At 57.7% G+C, this 16786-nt stretch carries 16 protein-coding genes and 1 pseudogene; 8 read left to right on the top strand and 9 right to left on the bottom strand.

Annotation, left to right across the window (positions count from 1 at the left end; translation table 11 throughout):
* Positions 1–440: 440 nt before the first annotated feature.
* On the top strand, positions 441–1325 hold the full coding sequence (locus GGI60_RS30390) for a LysR substrate-binding domain-containing protein (RefSeq protein ID WP_183919685.1): 885 nt from the start codon (positions 441–443) through the stop codon (positions 1323–1325).
* A 26-nt stretch (positions 1326–1351) separates the two neighbouring features.
* Here GGI60_RS30390 and GGI60_RS30385 read toward each other — a convergent pair whose 3' ends face one another.
* From GGI60_RS30385 to GGI60_RS30345, 9 genes are all read right to left on the bottom strand, one after another.
* A complete protein-coding gene (locus GGI60_RS30385) occupies positions 1352–2347 on the bottom strand; it encodes a cyclodeaminase (protein WP_183919687.1) in 996 nt (331 codons plus the stop codon).
* Positions 2347–3318 carry a hydroxyectoine utilization dehydratase EutB gene (eutB, locus tag GGI60_RS30380; RefSeq protein WP_183919689.1) on the bottom strand — a complete coding sequence of 324 codons (972 nt, stop codon included), beginning with the start codon at positions 3316–3318 and terminating at the stop codon, positions 2347–2349. Before eutB ends, GGI60_RS30385 begins: the two co-directional genes overlap by 1 nt.
* A gap of 141 nt (positions 3319–3459) precedes the next feature.
* Positions 3460–4779, bottom strand: a complete 1320-nt coding sequence (locus GGI60_RS30375) for an NAD(P)/FAD-dependent oxidoreductase (protein ID WP_183919691.1) — start codon at positions 4777–4779, stop codon at positions 3460–3462.
* Positions 4780–4821: 42 nt separating this feature from the next.
* Positions 4822–5175 carry a cupin domain-containing protein gene (locus tag GGI60_RS30370; protein ID WP_092754245.1) on the bottom strand — a complete coding sequence of 118 codons (354 nt, stop codon included), beginning with the start codon at positions 5173–5175 and terminating at the stop codon, positions 4822–4824.
* Positions 5176–5198: 23 nt separating this feature from the next.
* Positions 5199–5879 carry an ABC transporter permease gene (locus GGI60_RS30365; RefSeq protein ID WP_183919693.1) on the bottom strand — a complete coding sequence of 227 codons (681 nt, stop codon included), beginning with the start codon at positions 5877–5879 and terminating at the stop codon, positions 5199–5201.
* Between the two features lies 1 nt (position 5880).
* A complete protein-coding gene (locus GGI60_RS30360) occupies positions 5881–6594 on the bottom strand; it encodes an ABC transporter permease subunit (protein WP_183919694.1) in 714 nt (237 codons plus the stop codon).
* 60 nt (positions 6595–6654) lie between these two features.
* Complete coding sequence (locus tag GGI60_RS30355; RefSeq protein WP_183919696.1) at positions 6655–7473, bottom strand: transporter substrate-binding domain-containing protein; 819 nt, start codon at positions 7471–7473, stop codon at positions 6655–6657.
* 32 nt (positions 7474–7505) lie between these two features.
* Entirely contained in the window at positions 7506–8282 is a 777-nt protein-coding gene (locus GGI60_RS30350; RefSeq protein ID WP_183919753.1) for an amino acid ABC transporter ATP-binding protein, read from the bottom strand.
* Positions 8283–8311: 29 nt separating this feature from the next.
* Complete coding sequence (locus GGI60_RS30345) at positions 8312–9712, bottom strand: aspartate aminotransferase family protein (protein ID WP_183919699.1); 1401 nt, start codon at positions 9710–9712, stop codon at positions 8312–8314.
* Between the two features lie 170 nt (positions 9713–9882).
* Here GGI60_RS30345 and GGI60_RS30340 point away from each other — a divergent pair, with 170 nt between their 5' ends.
* The 7 genes and pseudogenes from GGI60_RS30340 to GGI60_RS30310 all read left to right on the top strand — a co-directional run bounded on the left by GGI60_RS30340 (position 9883) and on the right by GGI60_RS30310 (position 16699).
* Positions 9883–10359: an Lrp/AsnC family transcriptional regulator gene (locus GGI60_RS30340; RefSeq protein ID WP_183919702.1), complete on the top strand. Its 477-nt coding sequence runs from the start codon at positions 9883–9885 to the stop codon at positions 10357–10359.
* Between the two features lie 251 nt (positions 10360–10610).
* Positions 10611–11672 (top strand): homoserine dehydrogenase, encoded by a 1062-nt coding sequence (locus GGI60_RS30335; protein ID WP_183919704.1) that lies wholly within the window; start codon positions 10611–10613, stop codon positions 11670–11672.
* A pseudogene (locus GGI60_RS30330) lies at positions 11672–13083 on the top strand (aldehyde dehydrogenase family protein). Before GGI60_RS30335 ends, GGI60_RS30330 begins: the two are co-directional and overlap by 1 nt.
* Positions 13084–13133: 50 nt before the next feature.
* Entirely contained in the window at positions 13134–14012 is an 879-nt protein-coding gene (dapA, locus tag GGI60_RS30325; RefSeq protein ID WP_183919708.1) for a 4-hydroxy-tetrahydrodipicolinate synthase, read from the top strand.
* Positions 14013–14023: 11 nt separating this feature from the next.
* Positions 14024–15421 carry an aspartate ammonia-lyase gene (locus GGI60_RS30320; RefSeq protein WP_183919710.1) on the top strand — a complete coding sequence of 466 codons (1398 nt, stop codon included), beginning with the start codon at positions 14024–14026 and terminating at the stop codon, positions 15419–15421.
* A gap of 29 nt (positions 15422–15450) precedes the next feature.
* Positions 15451–16236 carry a homoserine kinase gene (locus GGI60_RS30315; RefSeq protein ID WP_183919712.1) on the top strand — a complete coding sequence of 262 codons (786 nt, stop codon included), beginning with the start codon at positions 15451–15453 and terminating at the stop codon, positions 16234–16236.
* 19 nt (positions 16237–16255) lie between these two features.
* Complete coding sequence (locus GGI60_RS30310) at positions 16256–16699, top strand: Lrp/AsnC family transcriptional regulator (RefSeq protein ID WP_183919714.1); 444 nt, start codon at positions 16256–16258, stop codon at positions 16697–16699.
* Positions 16700–16786: the final 87 nt, after the last annotated feature.

Genomic DNA, 16786 nt, shown 5'->3' with positions numbered 1-16786 from the left:
TAAACCCTGTAATCGTCATATGTCGAAGCCTCGTTCGGCAACAACATCAACAATCACGCGCTGATCCGGAAGGTGGGGTCAAAACACCGCTTACGATTATGGTGATAATGGATCACCAATCATGCGATCTAGCCGCGTCGAGTCATGTGCCATGTCAATATGGCGTTCTCTGTCTTGACCACCACCTGCAACACCAATCTTTGGCTCGATCTTCTCGGCGTGTCTGCAAGCGGCAGCCGCCCTGTGACGTCACATATGTTGTCTCAGTTCACAGGAAGCTGCCGTCTTCGATGGAGACAACATCCGAAACGGTGCCGTCCCTGCCCTATTCTGCAGATTCGAGGAGCAGCTCTTCACGAGAGCGCCGCCTCGGCCGGTCCGCCGTACTTTGAGATGGAAATTGATATGATTTCAAATCTACCGGTGATAGTTTGTCACCAATGAAGCGGTCGGACATTCCATCCCTCGATGACCTGCGTGCCTTTGAAGTCGTTGCGCGGCTTGGTTCCGTGCGTGCGGCGGCGGCTGAGTTAAATTTGACGCACGGTGCTGTCAGCCGGCGCGTTTCGAAACTTTCCGAACACCTCGACATTCGTTTGCTGGAAGTTGATGGGCGTGGCCTAAGGCTGACGGAGGAGGGTTCACGGCTCGCGAAGGCGACGACAGACGCTTTGTCCCTCGTTTCGGCGGCGCTGGAGGATATCCGCAAAGTCGATCTGTCACCACCGATCGTCGTTTCATGCGAACGATCCGTCGCCATGCGATGGCTGATCCCGCGCCTCTCGGAATTTCAGGATCGCCATCCCGAAATTGACTTTCATCTTTCTGTCGGTGGCGGGGGGTTCGATTTTGCGCGCGACCGTATCACCCTTGCGATCCGCAGGCTTGATTTCGCGATCGATGCGAATTGGCAGGTCGAACGGTTGATCGAGGAGGAAGTCGGTCCTGTCATGCATCCTGCCATGACGGATCGGTTTGCTGCCGGCGATTATGTCGCGCTTGCTGCAAAGACCCGTCCGGATGGATGGCAGAAGTGGTCCACCGCTCATCCGGACGCGCCGAAGCCGCGCTCGACGCGCTCTCTTGACCATCATTTCCTGATGGTGGAGGCCGCAGCCAGCGGTCTTGGTGTGGCCATGTGCCCAAAGATCATTGCCATTGACGATATCCGCAAAGGCCGCCTGACCGCACCATTCGGCTTTCACCCTGATGGTTCACATTACGGCGTTATTCGTTCGGCACTGGCGAAGAGGACGGCTGGAATCGATCAATTCGTGTCTTGGCTTCTCGCCACCATCCAAGAAGATTTTCATGCTGCGTCATGAGGTCGGCGGCAAGGAGCCGACGAATGTCAACTTTCAAAGAACGTGCCGGCACTTCGTTCTTCGGCGCGCGCAAACGCCAGCGTGGCAATAGCGGTATCCTGAACACCGGTGCCCGTAAGATCGGCTATGGTGATGTCCGAGGCACTTCTGCGGCCCGGTCTGGCGCCTGCAACGATCTGACCTAGTTCCGGAAAATCAGCATCGCTTGCGACGAGACCTGCGTCGATGGCATGGCGCAATTCACCCAGTCTTCGCGTTTGTTTGAGGCTGTCAGCCGCGTAAACATCTGCCGCTTTGATAGCAATGGGGTCAATCTCGTTCTTATGTTCTGCGTCCGAACCCATGGCGGTCAGGTGCTGTCCGGGTTCGAGCCACGAGGCATCGACAATCGGTCGGTCGGCAGGTGTCGTCGTGACGACGATCTGTGACCCGGCGATCGCGCTTCGCGGATCCTCAAATGCGGAAATGGAAAGATTTTGTCTTGCTCCGAGCTGCTCAACAAGCGCTTGCGCCCGTCGATAATCACGCGCCCAAACGCGGATCTCTCGAATAGGTCTCACCAGCATGAGGGCCTCGAGTTGCAGCCTGGCCTGAACGCCCGCTCCGAAGACCGTTGCAATCGACGCGTACTTCCGAGCCAGATGGTTTGCCGCGACAGCGCCAGCGGCCGCTGTGCGAACGTCGGTGAGGTAGCCATTGTCCAGCAAGAGCGCCTGCACCAAGCCCGTTTTGCTCGACAGCAAGACCATCAGACCGTTGGTGCTCGGAAGTCCGATCTTCGGATTATCAAAGAAACCAGGGCTGACCTTGACGGCAAAGCTGCTCAAACCATGAATATAAGCCGTCTTCACATCGACTTCGCCTCTGCTGTCGGGCACGTCGAGGCGCAAAATCGGCGGCATCTGAACCGCGTTTTCCACGGCTAGTGCGCGGAAAGCGTTTTCAACGCAAGTCACCGCATCCATGTCGAGCGGAACGATGGTTCGAAGCTCTGACTCGGTCAATATTCTTATTTTCGGCATCAGCTTCCCTCACCAATTGTGTCGTGGCCGTTGGCCACCTTCATGTGCAACGCCATGTCGATGTTCCCACCTGAAAGAATGGCAACGATCGGGCCTTCAACCTGCGCCAGTTTACCTGAGAGCAGCGCAGCAATGCCGACTGCCCCAGCACCCTCGATTATCTCATGCTCATACGCATAGGCGTGACGTATGCCGGCGGCTATCTCGCGCTCGCCGACGAGCACCACGTCGTCGAGAAGGGTTTTGCACATCCGGTACGTCCAGGCATTGGCCAATCCGATGCCGCCTCCGAGCGAGTCGGCGAAACTTCGATGCTCTTCGACCTGGATCGGGTGCCCCGCGTCGATGCTAGCCTTCATCGCCGCTCCCCTTTCCATAGTTATACCGATTACCTTGGCATCCGGGCGCACCGCCTTGACCGCCGACGCGACACCTGCTGCCAAACCGCCGCCGGACAGGGGAACGAGAACCACGGCGGCGTCAGGCATCGCCTCGACGATTTCAAGTCCGACGGTGCCCTGGCCGGCGATGATCCAGGGGTGATCAAAGGGCGGGATCATGCTGAGGCGCTCCTCCGCGACGAGACGATCAACCTCGACCTGCGCTTCATCTTGGGATGACCCGACGATCCGTACGCGAGCGCCGAGCCGGCGGATTTCGGACACCTTGTTTTCCGGCACGAGGTGCGACATGCAAATGGTCGCTCGGGAACCAATCGCGCCGGCGGCATAGGAGAGCGCGCGTCCGTGATTGCCAGTGGAAGCCGCAACGACGCCTCTATCCCGCTCGGATTGGGTGAGCTGCAACACGGCATTGGTGGCTCCACGAAGCTTGAAGCTTCCGGTCAACTGGCGATGCTCCAGCTTTAGGCTGACTTGCGTCCCGGCCAGTTCGGACAGTGTCGCCGACATGACGACAGGCGTGATGCGGATGTGCTCGCGCGCCTGCTCAATCGTTTCCAGACTAATCATGTCTGTTCACCTTAGCTCCGGCCTTTGCCAGTTGTTGCCTGCTGAGCGTAGCGCCAACGCAGGGACTTGATTGCAAGCGGACGGCAAGAACCTTTTTCGGCGCCATGGCGGACTTGCACAAATGAGTATGACATCTGAACCTCAGCCCTTAAGGCGTCTGAGGAGCATCTTCCTGTCGTGCCGCGCATACATCGAGTAAACGATAGGAATGAACCAGGGTTTGCCGTTGAAGAATGGGACGGCCCTCGGAGCGGCATCGAAATCGAACGCAGAGCGCGATTGTTCCCCGTCACCGAGGATCTTGAACGCCGCCTTCTTGCCCAGCCATCTTGCCCACACGACACCGGAGCCGCAATAGCCGGTCGCATAGACTGTATTTCCGCGGGTGAACATGCGCGGGATCATGTCGCGGTTCATGGCGACATAGCCGAACCAGCTGTGTGTAAGACCTATTCCTGCGAGTTCGGGAAAGAGCCGAGCAAGTTCGCTTTGCAGATGTGCAATCGGAGCAGCGGAGTCCCCTTCAGTCGTCCCGTCGCGCCCGCCGAACAAGATCCGAGATCCATCGTGCGACGGCCGATAATAATAGCTGAGCTTACGCAGGTCGCCATACATCATGCGTGGCGGCATCAGCCGATCCATCACCTCTCTGTCGAGCGGCTCAGTCGCAATTATCCTGCTACGGACAGGAACAAGCCGGCGACGCAGCCACGGGTCGAAACCGTCGGTGTAGCCATCAGTGCAGACAAGAAGCTTTCTGGCGAAAACCTCTCCGCGCTGCGTTTGAATTCGCACGCCTCCGGCCTCGCTAGTCGATCCAAGGACTGCGGTATTTTCATGTATGACCGCCGTCGATGAACTTGCCAGATCGATCATGGCCGCAAGAAGCTTGGCCGGCTGCAGCCCACCGATGTCTTTGCGCACAAGGCCTCCGACATAAAGGTCAGTTCCGATGAACTTCGGAACATCGGCCCTTTCCACCGGATATGCCTCGATGCCGAGATTCCGATTCAGAAAGTCTGCCTGACGACGGAGTTCGTCGGCTTGGTCAGCCGTCATGGCCCCGTTGAAGGCGCCAGACAGTGAGAAGTCACATTCGATATTCTCGTCTCTGAGGAAGCGCCAGAGATCCTCTCGCGCCGCCTTACCTTCCAGGAGAATGGCTTGTGCCCTCTCCTGCCCGAACCGCCTGACCAGATCCTTTCGCCCCGGACGGATGCTTCCGCTGGCCATGCCCCCATTACGGCCCGATGCCGCAAGGCCAAGGGCCTGACGGTCGAACAGCTGGACATGCTTGCCCGCACGGGCAAGTTCGAGCGCTGCCGACAAACCCGTATACCCTCCCCCAACGACCGCCACGTCGCATGTCTTCTCGACGTTCCGCGCTGGCAGGGAAGGAAATGTGCTGTCCTCCCACCAGTAGGGCGTGGATTTAAGGGAATGCGCTTGAGCCTGGGCCATGAGAGCTAAGTTCCGGAAAGATGATTTCAATCGATTATTGGCTTAGTCTCGGCAGACCCAAAGCTTTCGCGTCGTTTCGATCACCCTCCAGGTTCCGACGAAACCCGGATGCATGGCGAAAGCGTCGCCGGCAACGATGCGTCGCGGCTCACAGCCATCCTCAATCAATTCGGACACACCCGACAGAATGACACAGAATTCGAAAGTTTCGCCCTTGATCGAGCGGTAGGCGCCGGGCGTCGCTTCCCAGACGCCGGAGCGAACGACGCCGTCGGCGGTCTGCGCGATGTCCCAGGAGAGAAACTGCGGATTTCCCTCGACCAGCCTTTCAGGCGCGGGCTGGCCCTTACGCGGTTCAGGCAGATTGTTGTAATCGACGAAAGTGAGTTTGGACATTGGAAGACCTTTCTTGGATCTGTTTATCGGGCAAACGACAGGCGCCGTTCGAGGAGTTTCAAACCCGTCAAGACGACGACGTTTATCGTGAGATAGAACGCTGCGGTGACGATGAAGATGTCCATGATCGCGAACGTCTCGCTCATGAGCCGCTTCGCATATCCGGTTATTTCCAGAACGGTAATCGTTGACGCGAGGCTGGATTCCTTCACGATGATCGCCGCCTCGCTGCTGTAAGCGGGAAGCGCCTGGCGCAGGGCAAGCGGAAACCTCACCCTCCTGAAGACATGCCACGGGTGCATGCCACAGGCTTCTGCCGCTTCGATAAGTCCTTTCGGCAGGGAGAGGAAAGCCGTGCGGAAAATCTCCGCCGTGTAGGCACCGGTGTTGAGCACCACGGCAAGGATTGCAGCGTTCAGCCCATCTGCGATCATCCACCATAGACTGGGGGTCTGACGAATAAAACTCACCTGGGCCAAGCCGTAATAGATGACGAAGACCTGCACCAGCATAGGCGTGCCGCGGAAGATCGCGCAGTAGGCATCGCATACGCGGCGCAATACCCGGCTTCTCGAGCAGCGCGCGAGCCCGACGGCGACACCAAAGGGAAGCCCGATACCAACGCCGAATAAGGCGATCAGCAACGTCGTCTTGGCACCTATGACAAGGAACGGAACGGCATATGCAATTATTCCAAGATCCATGTCATCTTCCTTGGAAGCCGCGGTCGAGCGCACGTTCTGCGCTGGAAAACGCGGTTTGACTGACTGCGGTCATGCAGAAGAAGAGCGCCGCAGCGATGCAGTAGAAAAGCAACGGGGATCGCGTGATTCCTGCACCGATGGCAGCCGTCCTCATCAATTCCTGTAAGCCGACGACCGAGACGAGCGAAGTATCCTTGATCGTCATCTGCCAGACGTTGTTGATCCCGCCAAGCGCCAGCCGCAGTGCCAGTGGGAACGTGATGCGCATAAACGTTACACCTCTTGGCAAGGCGAGCGACTGAGCGGCTTCCAGCAGACCGTACGGCACCGCCTGAAGCGCACCCCGGATGACTTCTATCGAATAGGCGCACGAGATGACGGCAATCGCGATCACCCCGACGACGTAGGGGTATGCGTCATCAGCCGACTCCTGGTAGCCGAACGCAGCCGTAATCGCCTTCACCCACTCGATCGACCCGAAAAACAGGAGATAGATGACCAGCAAGCCCGGAACGCCACGAACAAGAATGCTGTACCCGTCGACAAGTTGCGAGACGAACACGACCTTCCGCCAGCGCATGATGGCCAAGGGGGTTGCAACGAGAAAGCCGAGTGCCATTCCGATCAAACCGATCACGATCGTGACGAAACTTCCTTTCAGCAGAGCCAGCGCCCAACTCTGCTCCACCATCAACACCCAAAGGTCACCCAACATGGACACAATCCCCGTGACCTGCCCTGGGTCGTGCCAAGGCAGGCTTCATGTTCGAAACGATCACTTCTTGCAGGGAATCGTGTAGTCGTCCTGGAACCAATGCATCGAGGCTTCCCTGACCTTGCCATCGTTGATCATCTTGCAGAGGGCGGCATCGACCTTGGTCTTGAGTTCGGTATTGCCCTTGCGCATGCCGACTCCCATGCCATGGCCAAGAACCTCTGGGTCATCCATGGCCATGATCTTCAGGTCAATCCTGGTGAAGTTGGCTCCGTCAGGCGTTGCGAAAAAATCCATCCATGTCGGCGAATCCGCGAAGGCGACGTCGATACGGCCGCTCGCGAGATCGGCGGTCAGCTGCGTGACGGCGTCGTATGTCTTAAGATCGGCGCCGTGCATCCGCTTCTCCATGAACCTGGCGTAGGTCGTCCCGGTGACGACGCCGACACTCTTGCCCTGGAGGGCCTTTTCGATTTCGGCGAGGCTCTTGAGGCCTGCAAGCGGGGAGTCCTTTGCGACAGCGAAATAGAGGGGTGTTGTCGCATATGGGATGGAGTAGTCGATCTTCTTCTGACGTTCGGCGGTGATACCAAGGCCGGAAATGATGACGTCAAAGCGATCCTTATCCATGGATGGCACCAGTGAGCTGAATGTCTGCACGACGAATTCACACTTCAGTTTCAGCTCGGCGCAGATGCCGTTGGCGATATCGGCGTCGAACCCGGTTACCTTGCCGCTCGGATCGGCCATGCTGAACTTCGGCGCATCGCCCTCCGTCCCGATGCGCAGAACGCCGTCCTTTGCCGACGCGCCCGTCGCCAGTGCGCAGACGAGCAGGCTGGTTGCGAATGCTGACTTGATGAGATTGCTGTTGATCATGATTGTTACCCCTTTTGGTTTTCGTTGCGCTTTCAGGCGTTGGCCGCCATCACTGTCGAAAGAAACCGCTTCACCCCTTCCGTTGCGGGATTTCGAAACAGTTCCTTCGGCTCGTCATCCTGCTCAAGGCGGCCGTTTTGCAGGAATATCATCCGGTTCGACACATCGCGTGCGAACCGCATTTCATGCGTGACGAGGAGGATCGTAGCCCCCGCTTCCGCCAGCGCCCTTATGACTTTCAGCACTTCACCGACGAGCTCGGGGTCCAGTGCGGATGTCGGCTCGTCACACAGCATGAGTTTTGGCTTCATTGCCAGAACACGCGCGATTGCTACACGTTGTTGCTGCCCGCCCGAAAGCTGTTGCGGGTAGCGGTCACGGAAACTCGCCATGCCGACTTTCGACAAGGCCGAGAGCGCAACCTCTTCGGCGTCTTTCTTCCCGAGTTTCAGCACCCAAACGAGTGCCTCGGTCACGTTGGACAGGACGCTCAGGTGAGGCCAGAGATTGAAGTTCTGGAACACCATGCCAATCTGTCTGCGAAGGTTCCTGATATCGCGGGCGTTGATGATCTGGCTTCGCCCGCTCTCGTCATTGACGACGGAGACGGACTGGCCCATGCACTCGAGCCGACCTGATGTCGGCGTCTCCAGAAAATTGATACAGCGAAGTGCGGTACTTTTTCCACATCCGGACGAGCCGATCAGAGAAATGACCTCACCTTCTCTCATATCGAAGCTGATACCATCCAGCACCTTCGTCGATCCAAACGTCTTTGTGAGTTCGTGAACCTTTAGAATTGCGTTCATGCGCAAAGCCTCAGACGATTGCCCATTCGTTATCCCGCCACCAGCCCTTGGGAGTCCAGCTCCCGCAGCACCTCGTCAACGGCAGCCCTGGCGATCGCAACCATTTCGTCGATTTCCGCTTCCGTCATCACAAGTGGCGGTGCAAAGCCCAGAATGTCTCCATGCGGCATTGCGCGGGCAATGAGGTTGCGATTTCGAGCGGCTTGGGAGATGCGCGCGCCGACCTTCAGGCCCGGATCGAACGAAGCTCGGGTATCGCGATCGGAAACGAACTCGATGGCTGCAAGCATGCCGACACCACGAACTTCCCCGACGATCGGGTTCTGCTCGAACTCTGCCTTCAGCCGTTGCATAAGATAGGCGCCTCTAATAGCGGACTGGCCGGCCAGGTTTTCGCGCTCGACGATATCAAGGACTGCGTTCGCGGCCGCGGCGCCGATCGGATGACCGGAATAGGTGTAGCCGTGTGAGAAGGAGCCCACACGCGAGGTCGCCTCCTCCATGACCTCGTAGACTTTCTGCGAAACTATCGCCGCCGACATCGGCACATAGGCTGACGTTAAACCCTTGGCGACGGTGATCAGATCGGGATTCATACCGTAGAGATCCGAACCGAACGTCGCACCGGTGCGGCCAAACCCACAGACCACCTCGTCGGCAATCAGCAGTATGTCGTACTTCTTCAGCACAGCTTGGATTTTCGGCCAGTATCCTGCCGGCGGCGGTGTAATGCCTCCCGTTCCAAGGACCGGCTCCGCGATGAAGGCGCCGACAGTGTCGGGCCCTTCGGCGAGAATAAGCGCTTCCAGTTCATCAGCGCGACGCTGTGAAAAGGCCTCTTCGGTCTCGCCAGGCACGGCGCCGCGATAGAAGTGCGGAACGCCGGTACGCAGAATCCCCGAAACCGGGAGATCCATATGATCGTGGTAAAAGCTCAAGCCTGTCATGGAACCGGAAACCACAGAACATCCATGATAGCCACGCTCACGCGAGATGATCTTCTTCTTGTGCGCTTTCCCGCGTAGATTATTGTAATACCAGACGATCTTCGCCTGCGTCTCATTCGCGTCCGACCCGGACAGTCCGTAGAAGACCTTCGACATCTTGCCTGGCGCCATTCGGACCAGGCGATCCGAAAGTCGTGCGAGTTCCTCAGTCGTGTGTGCTGCGTAGGAATGATAATAGGCAAGCTTGTACGCCTGCCGAGCGATCGCTTCGGCGACTTCGGTGCGGCCGTAGCCGACATTCACGCAATAGAGGCCCGCAAACCCGTCCAAATATTCTCGGCCGGATGCATCGCGGATGCGAACGCCTTTTCCAGTCTCGACGATGGTAGGATCGGTCTCCCCGGCAGCGTAATTCTTAAGGTAGGTAAACGGATGCAGAACGGTCCTGCGGTCCATATCAGCAATTTCAGTAATATTGATCATTTTCGGTCCTCATGCAGCGAGGTCATCGTCGGGCTGGACTTTTCTGCCACCTCTGTCTTGTCCGTGAAGCGTAGAAGCATCGAGGCGATCAAATCCGGCGTTGATGTTGCAACAGCGAGGAAATCCTGCTTTTGATGCCTCCCAAACGAGGAATTCCTGCGGAGATTTCAATGCAGCTCGATCGCCTAGACGCCCGTCTTCTTAGCATCGTGCAGACTCATAACAGACACAGCAGCGAGGAGCTCGGTACGATGGTCGGTCTTTCGGCCACTGCGGTGCAGCGCCGCCTCAAGCGGCTTCGTGACGCGGGAGTGATTGAGGCCGAGGTTGCGGTTGTGAAGCCCAAATCTGTCGGCCGGCCGATCGCAATGCTTGTACTGGTCACGCTCGAGCGCGAAAGAGCGGACATCGTTGACCGGTTCAAGCAATCGATACGGCAGACGCCGGAAGTGATGAACGGCTACTATGTAACGGGCGATGCGGATTTCGTCCTGATTGTCACTGCCGAGAGCATGGAGGACTACGAGGTCTTCACCCGCAAGTTCTTTTATGAAAATCCCGACATCAAGGGCTTCAAAACAATGGTGGTCATGGACCGGGTCAAGACAGGCTTTTCAGTTCCGATCGACTTTGATCACTTCTCCTGAGATTGCTGCCGACAGCCGCTGGAGCCGCGTCGTCTTTGCGGAACAATAGACACTTCGACGTATTGCATGAGCAAGTCGGCTTTCCTCGCCCGAGCCATTTGTCGTTGCGAGTGCGGGAGCCGAACCGGGATACGGGCAAACGGTCAGCGTTATGAGCAAAATGCACGGCAGATTGGTCCGTTTGTGCCGTTCCGACTGAGCGATTCGCATCTGATGATGTGCGCACAAATCGCTTCATCGGAGGAAACCGCATGAAAATCTACAATATTGCTCTAATCGGATTTGGTGGCGTCAACCGTGCTTTGGCCGAGCTCATCGCGAGGAAGAGCCCACTTTGGGAACGGGACCTTGGTTTCCGCCTGAACATCGTTGCGGTCAGCGATCTCCATCTGGGCTCCGTCATTTCGCCCAACGGTCTGGATGCCAAGACCCTCGTGGAGGCGAATTTCGCGAAGGGCGGTTTCGGTCGGCTCTCCGGCGGCAGCGGCGAGGCTGACAACGAAGCCATCATCAAGACGGCGCCTGCCGACATCGTTGTGGAGGCGACATATACGAACCCGGCGGACGGCGAGCCGGCGGTTTCACACTGTCGCTGGGCTCTCAACTCGAGCAAGCACGTCGTCACCACCAACAAGGGGCCTGTTGCAATCGCTGCTCGGGAACTGAAGGCTCTTGCCAAGGCGAACAACGTTCACTTCGAATATGAGGGCTCTGTCATGAGCGGCACGCCCGTCATAAGAATGGCAGAGAAGACCCTTGCCGGCGCAGAGGTGAAAGGGTTCGAAGGGATCCTCAACGGCACGTCGAACTTCGTCCTCTGCCGCATGGAGGAGGGTCTGGACTTCGCCAGTGCTGTCGCGGAAGCGCAGGCGCTGGGCTATGCAGAGGCCGATCCGACTGCCGATGTCGAGGGTTTCGACGTTCGCCTGAAAGTCGTGATCTTGGCGAATGAGCTGCTGGGCGCAAATCTCAAGCCGGAGGATGTCTCCTGCAACGGCATCTCCAAGCTTTCTCCCTCCGACATTCAAGCAGCTGCCAAGGCAGGGAGTCGTTGGAAACTGGTCGGGTCAGCAGTTCGCAATGCCGACGGCACGATAACCGGCAGTGTCGCGCCCAAACAGCTTGCCCTCGAACATCCGCTCGCCGGCGTCAACGGCGCTACCAACGCAGTATCGTTGAACACAGAGCTTCTCGGTCCCGTCACCGTGAGCGGCCCGGGCGCCGGTCGAGTCGAAACCGCCTACGCACTGCTGTCCGACATCGTGGCTATACACAATGCGCAGTCGGCAAATTTCGCCAAGGAGGCAGCGTGATGCCCGGTCTCGCCTTGAAACCCGCCTCTTCCAACGAGATCATCGTCACTAATCCGTTCGACGGCAGTTTTGTCGGCGCTATCCGAGAGACCGGTGCCGAGGCTGTGGACCTGTTGCTCGAACGCGCCAGGCGCGGCGCGCAGAGTGCCCGGTCGCTCCCCCGCCACCAGCGCTCTGCAATTCTCGAAAGGGCAGCAGCCACTATCGGAGAACGCTTGGAGGAGTTTGCGCTCCTGATCGTACGAGAGGCGGGGAAGACAATTGCCCAGGCCCGCAAGGAGGCGACACGTTGTGTCAACACACTGAAACTCTCTGGCGAAGAAGCCAAGCGCAATGCTGGCGAAGTCATTCCGTTTGATGCCTATGCGGGCTCTGAATCTCGTCAGGGCTGGTACACACGGGAGCCGCTAGGAATCATCGCGGCAATCACGCCCTACAACGACCCGCTCAATCTCGTGGCCCACAAGCTTGGCCCTGCCATTGCCGGCGCAAACGCTGTACTGCTGAAGCCATCGGAGCTTACGCCTCTATCGGCGATCAAGCTGGTGGAGGTCTTGATCGAAAGCGGCTTGCCCGAAGAGATCATCACGGTCGCTGTCGGCGGCGCCGACCTGGGCAAGGCACTTGTTTCGGCCAAAGAGGTTCGCATGATCTCCTTTACAGGGGGATTCGTCACGGGCGAGGCCATTGCAAGATCTGCGGGCATCAAGAAGCTCGCAATGGATCTCGGTGGCAATGCGCCGGTTATCGTGATGGAAAATAGCGATGTTCAGGCCGCCGTGGAAGATTGCGTGTCAGGCGCCTTCTGGGCGGCTGGCCAGAATTGCATCGGAACGCAGCGGATTCTGGTACAGCGCTCGGTCTATGAACGCTTCAAGACCGAGTTCGTGGCCCGAACCGTCCTGATGAAGACCGGCGATCCGATGAATTCTGAGACCGATATGGGCCCCATGATCTCCGAAAGCGCGGTGAACCGCGCCGCCGCCATGGTGGAACGAGCAATCGCTGCCGGCGCGACGCTGCTCTGCGGTCACAAGCCGGCCGCACACTCTACCCCCCGACCGTCCTGGAAAACGTGCCGGCCACGTGCGACGTACTGAACGAGGAAGTCTTCGCCCCGGTGGTCATGCTGCAGCCGTTCGATGAACTTGAAGAGGCAATAGAGTTGGCCAACAAGCCGGAATACAGCCTCCATGCCGGGATCTTTACCAACGATCTTGCCAATGCCCTCCAGGCCGCCAAGCGGATCGATGCCGGCGGCGTCATGATCAACCAGTCGTCCGACTATCGGTTCGACGCAATGCCATTTGGCGGATTCAAATATGGCAGCATGGGACGCGAAGGCGTTCGCTTTGCTTATGAGGACATGACCCAGCCGAAGGTCGTCTGCATCACGTCACTGCAGCACTGATCGCCGGCGCCGGCGCCAGTTTGAATCCATCGTCGTTTTTGGAAGTCAAGATGTTCAAAGGATCCATCACTGCCCTTGTCACCCCTTTTGCCGATGGGGAAGTCGATGAGATAGCCCTCCGCAACCTCATTGAATGGCAGATCGCCGAAGGCACGTCAGGGCTTGTCCCCTGTGGAACAACGGGGGAAAGCCCGACCCTCAGCCATGCCGAACATATGCGAGTCGTGGAACTCGCGATCGCGGCAGCGAATGGTCGGGTTCCGGTCATTGCCGGCGCCGGGTCCAACAGCACCGAGGAAGCGATCAGCTTCGTGCGGCACGCACAGGAGGCCGGCGCGGACGGTTTGCTGATCGTTGCGCCCTACTACAATAAACCCACCCAAGAGGGAATCTATCAGCACTTCAAGGCCATCGACGCTGAAGCTACGGTTCCGATCATTGTCTACAATATCCCTGGTCGGAGCGTAATCGATATTGAAGTCGAAACACTTGCCCGTATTTTCAGGGATTGTCCGAACGTCAAGGGTGTCAAGGACGCGACAGGCAATCTCTTGCGACCGTCGCTGGAGCGTATGGCCTGCGGCAATGAGTTCAATCTCCTCACTGGCGAAGACGGCACGGCGCTGGGTTACATGGCCCATGGCGGTCACGGTTGCATCTCGGTGACCGCGAACGTTGCTCCCCGGCTGTGTGCAGACTTCCAGCGGGCATGCTTGAAAGGCGACTTCGCGGCGGCACTGGCTCTTCAAGATCGACTGATGCCCTTGCATCGCGCGCTATTTCTCGAGACCAGCCCGGCTGGCGTGAAATTCGCGCTGACGCAACTCTCGAAGATCCGCGGTGACCTGCGCCTTCCTCTCGTGGAGGTGAGCCATCCTGTTAAAGAGGTTATCACTCATGTCATGCGCCACGCCGGGATTCTGGACTAGGGGAGCGGCGAATGGAAATTGAACGCATAGAGACCGATTTGATCGGCCCCCTCCCTATCCCCGGTGACGTTCTCTACGGTATCCATACGCGTCGAGCCGAGCTCAACTTCACCGTTTCAGGCCTTCGCCTGAAAGACTTCCCTGAACTCGTTCAATCTATGGCTATGGTGAAGAAAGCAGCCGCGTGCGCAAACGCTGAGCTTGGCCTGCTGTCAGCGGAAAAGGCGTCAGCGATCTCAGAGGCTTGCGATGAGCTCATCGCGTTGAAATGCATTGATGAGAATTTCCCGGTCGATATGATGCAGGGTGGCGCCGGAACATCCACCAACATGAACGTGAACGAGGTTGTCGCGAACCTGGCGCTCTTGAAGCTCGGTGCGAAGGTCGGCGACTATGACAAGCTTCATCCGAATGATGACGTGAACCTGTCGCAATCGACAAACGATGTCTATCCGACCGCACTGCGTCTGACCATTCTTCGTGCTTGCGAAGGGCTGATCGAGTCCCAGGTCGGGCTACGCGATGCATTCCGCGCCAAGGCACGTGAATATGCGACTGCGCTGAAGGTCGGTCGCACTCAGTTGCAGGACGCCGTCCCAATGACAGCCGGGCAGGAATTTGATGCGTTCGCCGAGCTGATCGACGAAGATATCAACCAACTGCAATCCGCTTCCAGGCTGTTGAAAGAGGTTAATATCGGCGGATCGGCGATCGGAACTTCGATCAACGTCCCCCGCGGCTTTCCAGCCGCGGCTTGCATCCACCTCACACAGATTTCTGGTATCCAGCTCATCCGAGCTCGAAATCTGATTGAGGCCACCTCCGACACCGGTGGTTTCGTGTCCATCTCCAGCGTCCTCAAGCGGATTGCTGTGAAGCTGACAAAGGTCTGCAATGATCTGCGGCTCTTGAGCAGTGGCCCGAGGAGCGGCCTGGGGGAAATCCGACTTCCGCCCGTCCAGGCCGGTTCCTCGATCATGCCCGGCAAAGTCAACGCCGTCATTCCAGAGATGATGAACCAAATCGCATTTCAGGTTATCGGCAATGATCTCACGGTCACTCTGGCGGCAAGTGCGGGGCAGTTGCAACTCAATGCGATGGAGCCCGTGATCATCCTCAACATCCTACAGTCCATGCGGATGTTGACGCGGGGTATGGACATTTTCAAGCAGCGGTGCGTCGCCGGCATTGAAGTTGATGTCGACCGTTGTAAGGACCTCCTCGATCAGTCTCTTGTCCTTGCGACACCGTTGGCGATGCTTGTCGGCTACAGTAAGGCAGCGCAACTTTCCAAGAAAGCCCTGACCGAAAGGCGGGGGCTGCGCCAGGTCGTGGAAGAGGAAGGGATCTTAGCCTCCAGTCAGGTTGAAGAGCTTTTCGAAGGTAGCGCGGCCTTCGCAAATTTCTGATGGGTTCATCGTCCGCACAAGGGTGGGAAATGGCTGTTTTTACCGAGATTTCTGACGAAGATCGCCAACTCATTACCGCGGCTTATGGTTTTACGTCGCTTCTGTCGGTGATTGGCATTGCGGACGGTGACTCCGAGACGACCTATCTGTTTCGGACGAGGGAAGGCGAATTCATCGTTACCCTTTTCGAGAACGGAGCCCAACCTTCAGATCTGGAAAGGGCCTTCGAAACCATGGAGGCGCTTTATCGTCATGGCGTCCCCTGCCCGAAGCCGCTCCGCACTGTCGATGGCCACGCCACGTCTCGGGCTGCAGGTCGATTGGTTGCCATCGTCAGCTTCGTACCCGGCGCCTCACCCACATTTGCAAACCCGGCAAAATGCCTCAGCCTGGGCCGAGTGATGGCTGAAATGCACACTGTCTTGGAACGAAAAGCGAAGTGGAAATCGACGGATCTTCCCACTGGCGCAATTCATGGCGCATTGGTCCAGGAGAACGTCTTTTTCCTCGGAGAAGAAGTCAGCGGGGTAATCAACTTCAGGCTTCGGCACGAGGATGCGCTCGTGTCGGAGCTTGCTGATGCGCTTGTCGATTGGGCGGGCGAAATCAACGGAGATCTGAACAAGGAGCGGGCGCGGGCACTGTTGCAGGGTTATCAGGGAGTCCGCGTCCTAACAGATGCGGAAAAGAAGGCGCTGCCAGGGTTCATAATGGCTTCGACATCGAAGCGATTTGCGAGCCGAAAGGAAAGAATATTACTACCGGAAATCGCCGTGTTAGCTTATCGGTCCGTAACCACCGACATTTTTGGTTAAGCGACCCGACTCAATCTCCATGAAATATCTTCTCGATCGAACTGACGAACAGATACTTGCCGAATTGAAGGCCAACGCCCGTATCTCGCACGCGGATTTATCGGCGAAGGTGAACCTTTCTCGCAACGCCGTGCGGGTGCGAATCGAACGTCTGGAACGAGAAGGTTTCATCAAGGGATATACAATCCTCACCGCGGATGGAGGGAATAGCCAAAACGTCACAACCGCATTGATTTTCGTCTATCGGCACGATCGCATGCGGGGCGGCGAAGTCATTCAGGCGCTACGGAAGATCCCAGAAGTCGTTGCTTGCGACGTTATGACCGGCGATTTCGATCTCCTCGTGCGGGTCGAGTCCCCTGAGGCCGACCGCATCCGCCAAATTTGGCAATTAATTGCCGAGATGCCCGGCGTGCGCGATACACTGACTGCGTTCGCCCTCTCCTCGGCAATCCGAAGATAATCCGGTGTAGATCGGTTAAAATGGGCAAGTGTCCGCCCAACAACAGTCCCGGGTCCGAACTCAAATGGCGGACCATGCCACTCCTTG

The organism is Rhizobium lentis, from assembly GCF_014200175.1.
Classification (GTDB): Bacteria; Pseudomonadota; Alphaproteobacteria; order Rhizobiales; family Rhizobiaceae; genus Rhizobium; species Rhizobium mulingense.
The sequence above is the reverse complement of the archived record's forward strand: the minus strand, read 5'-3'. Positions and strand labels throughout refer to the sequence as shown.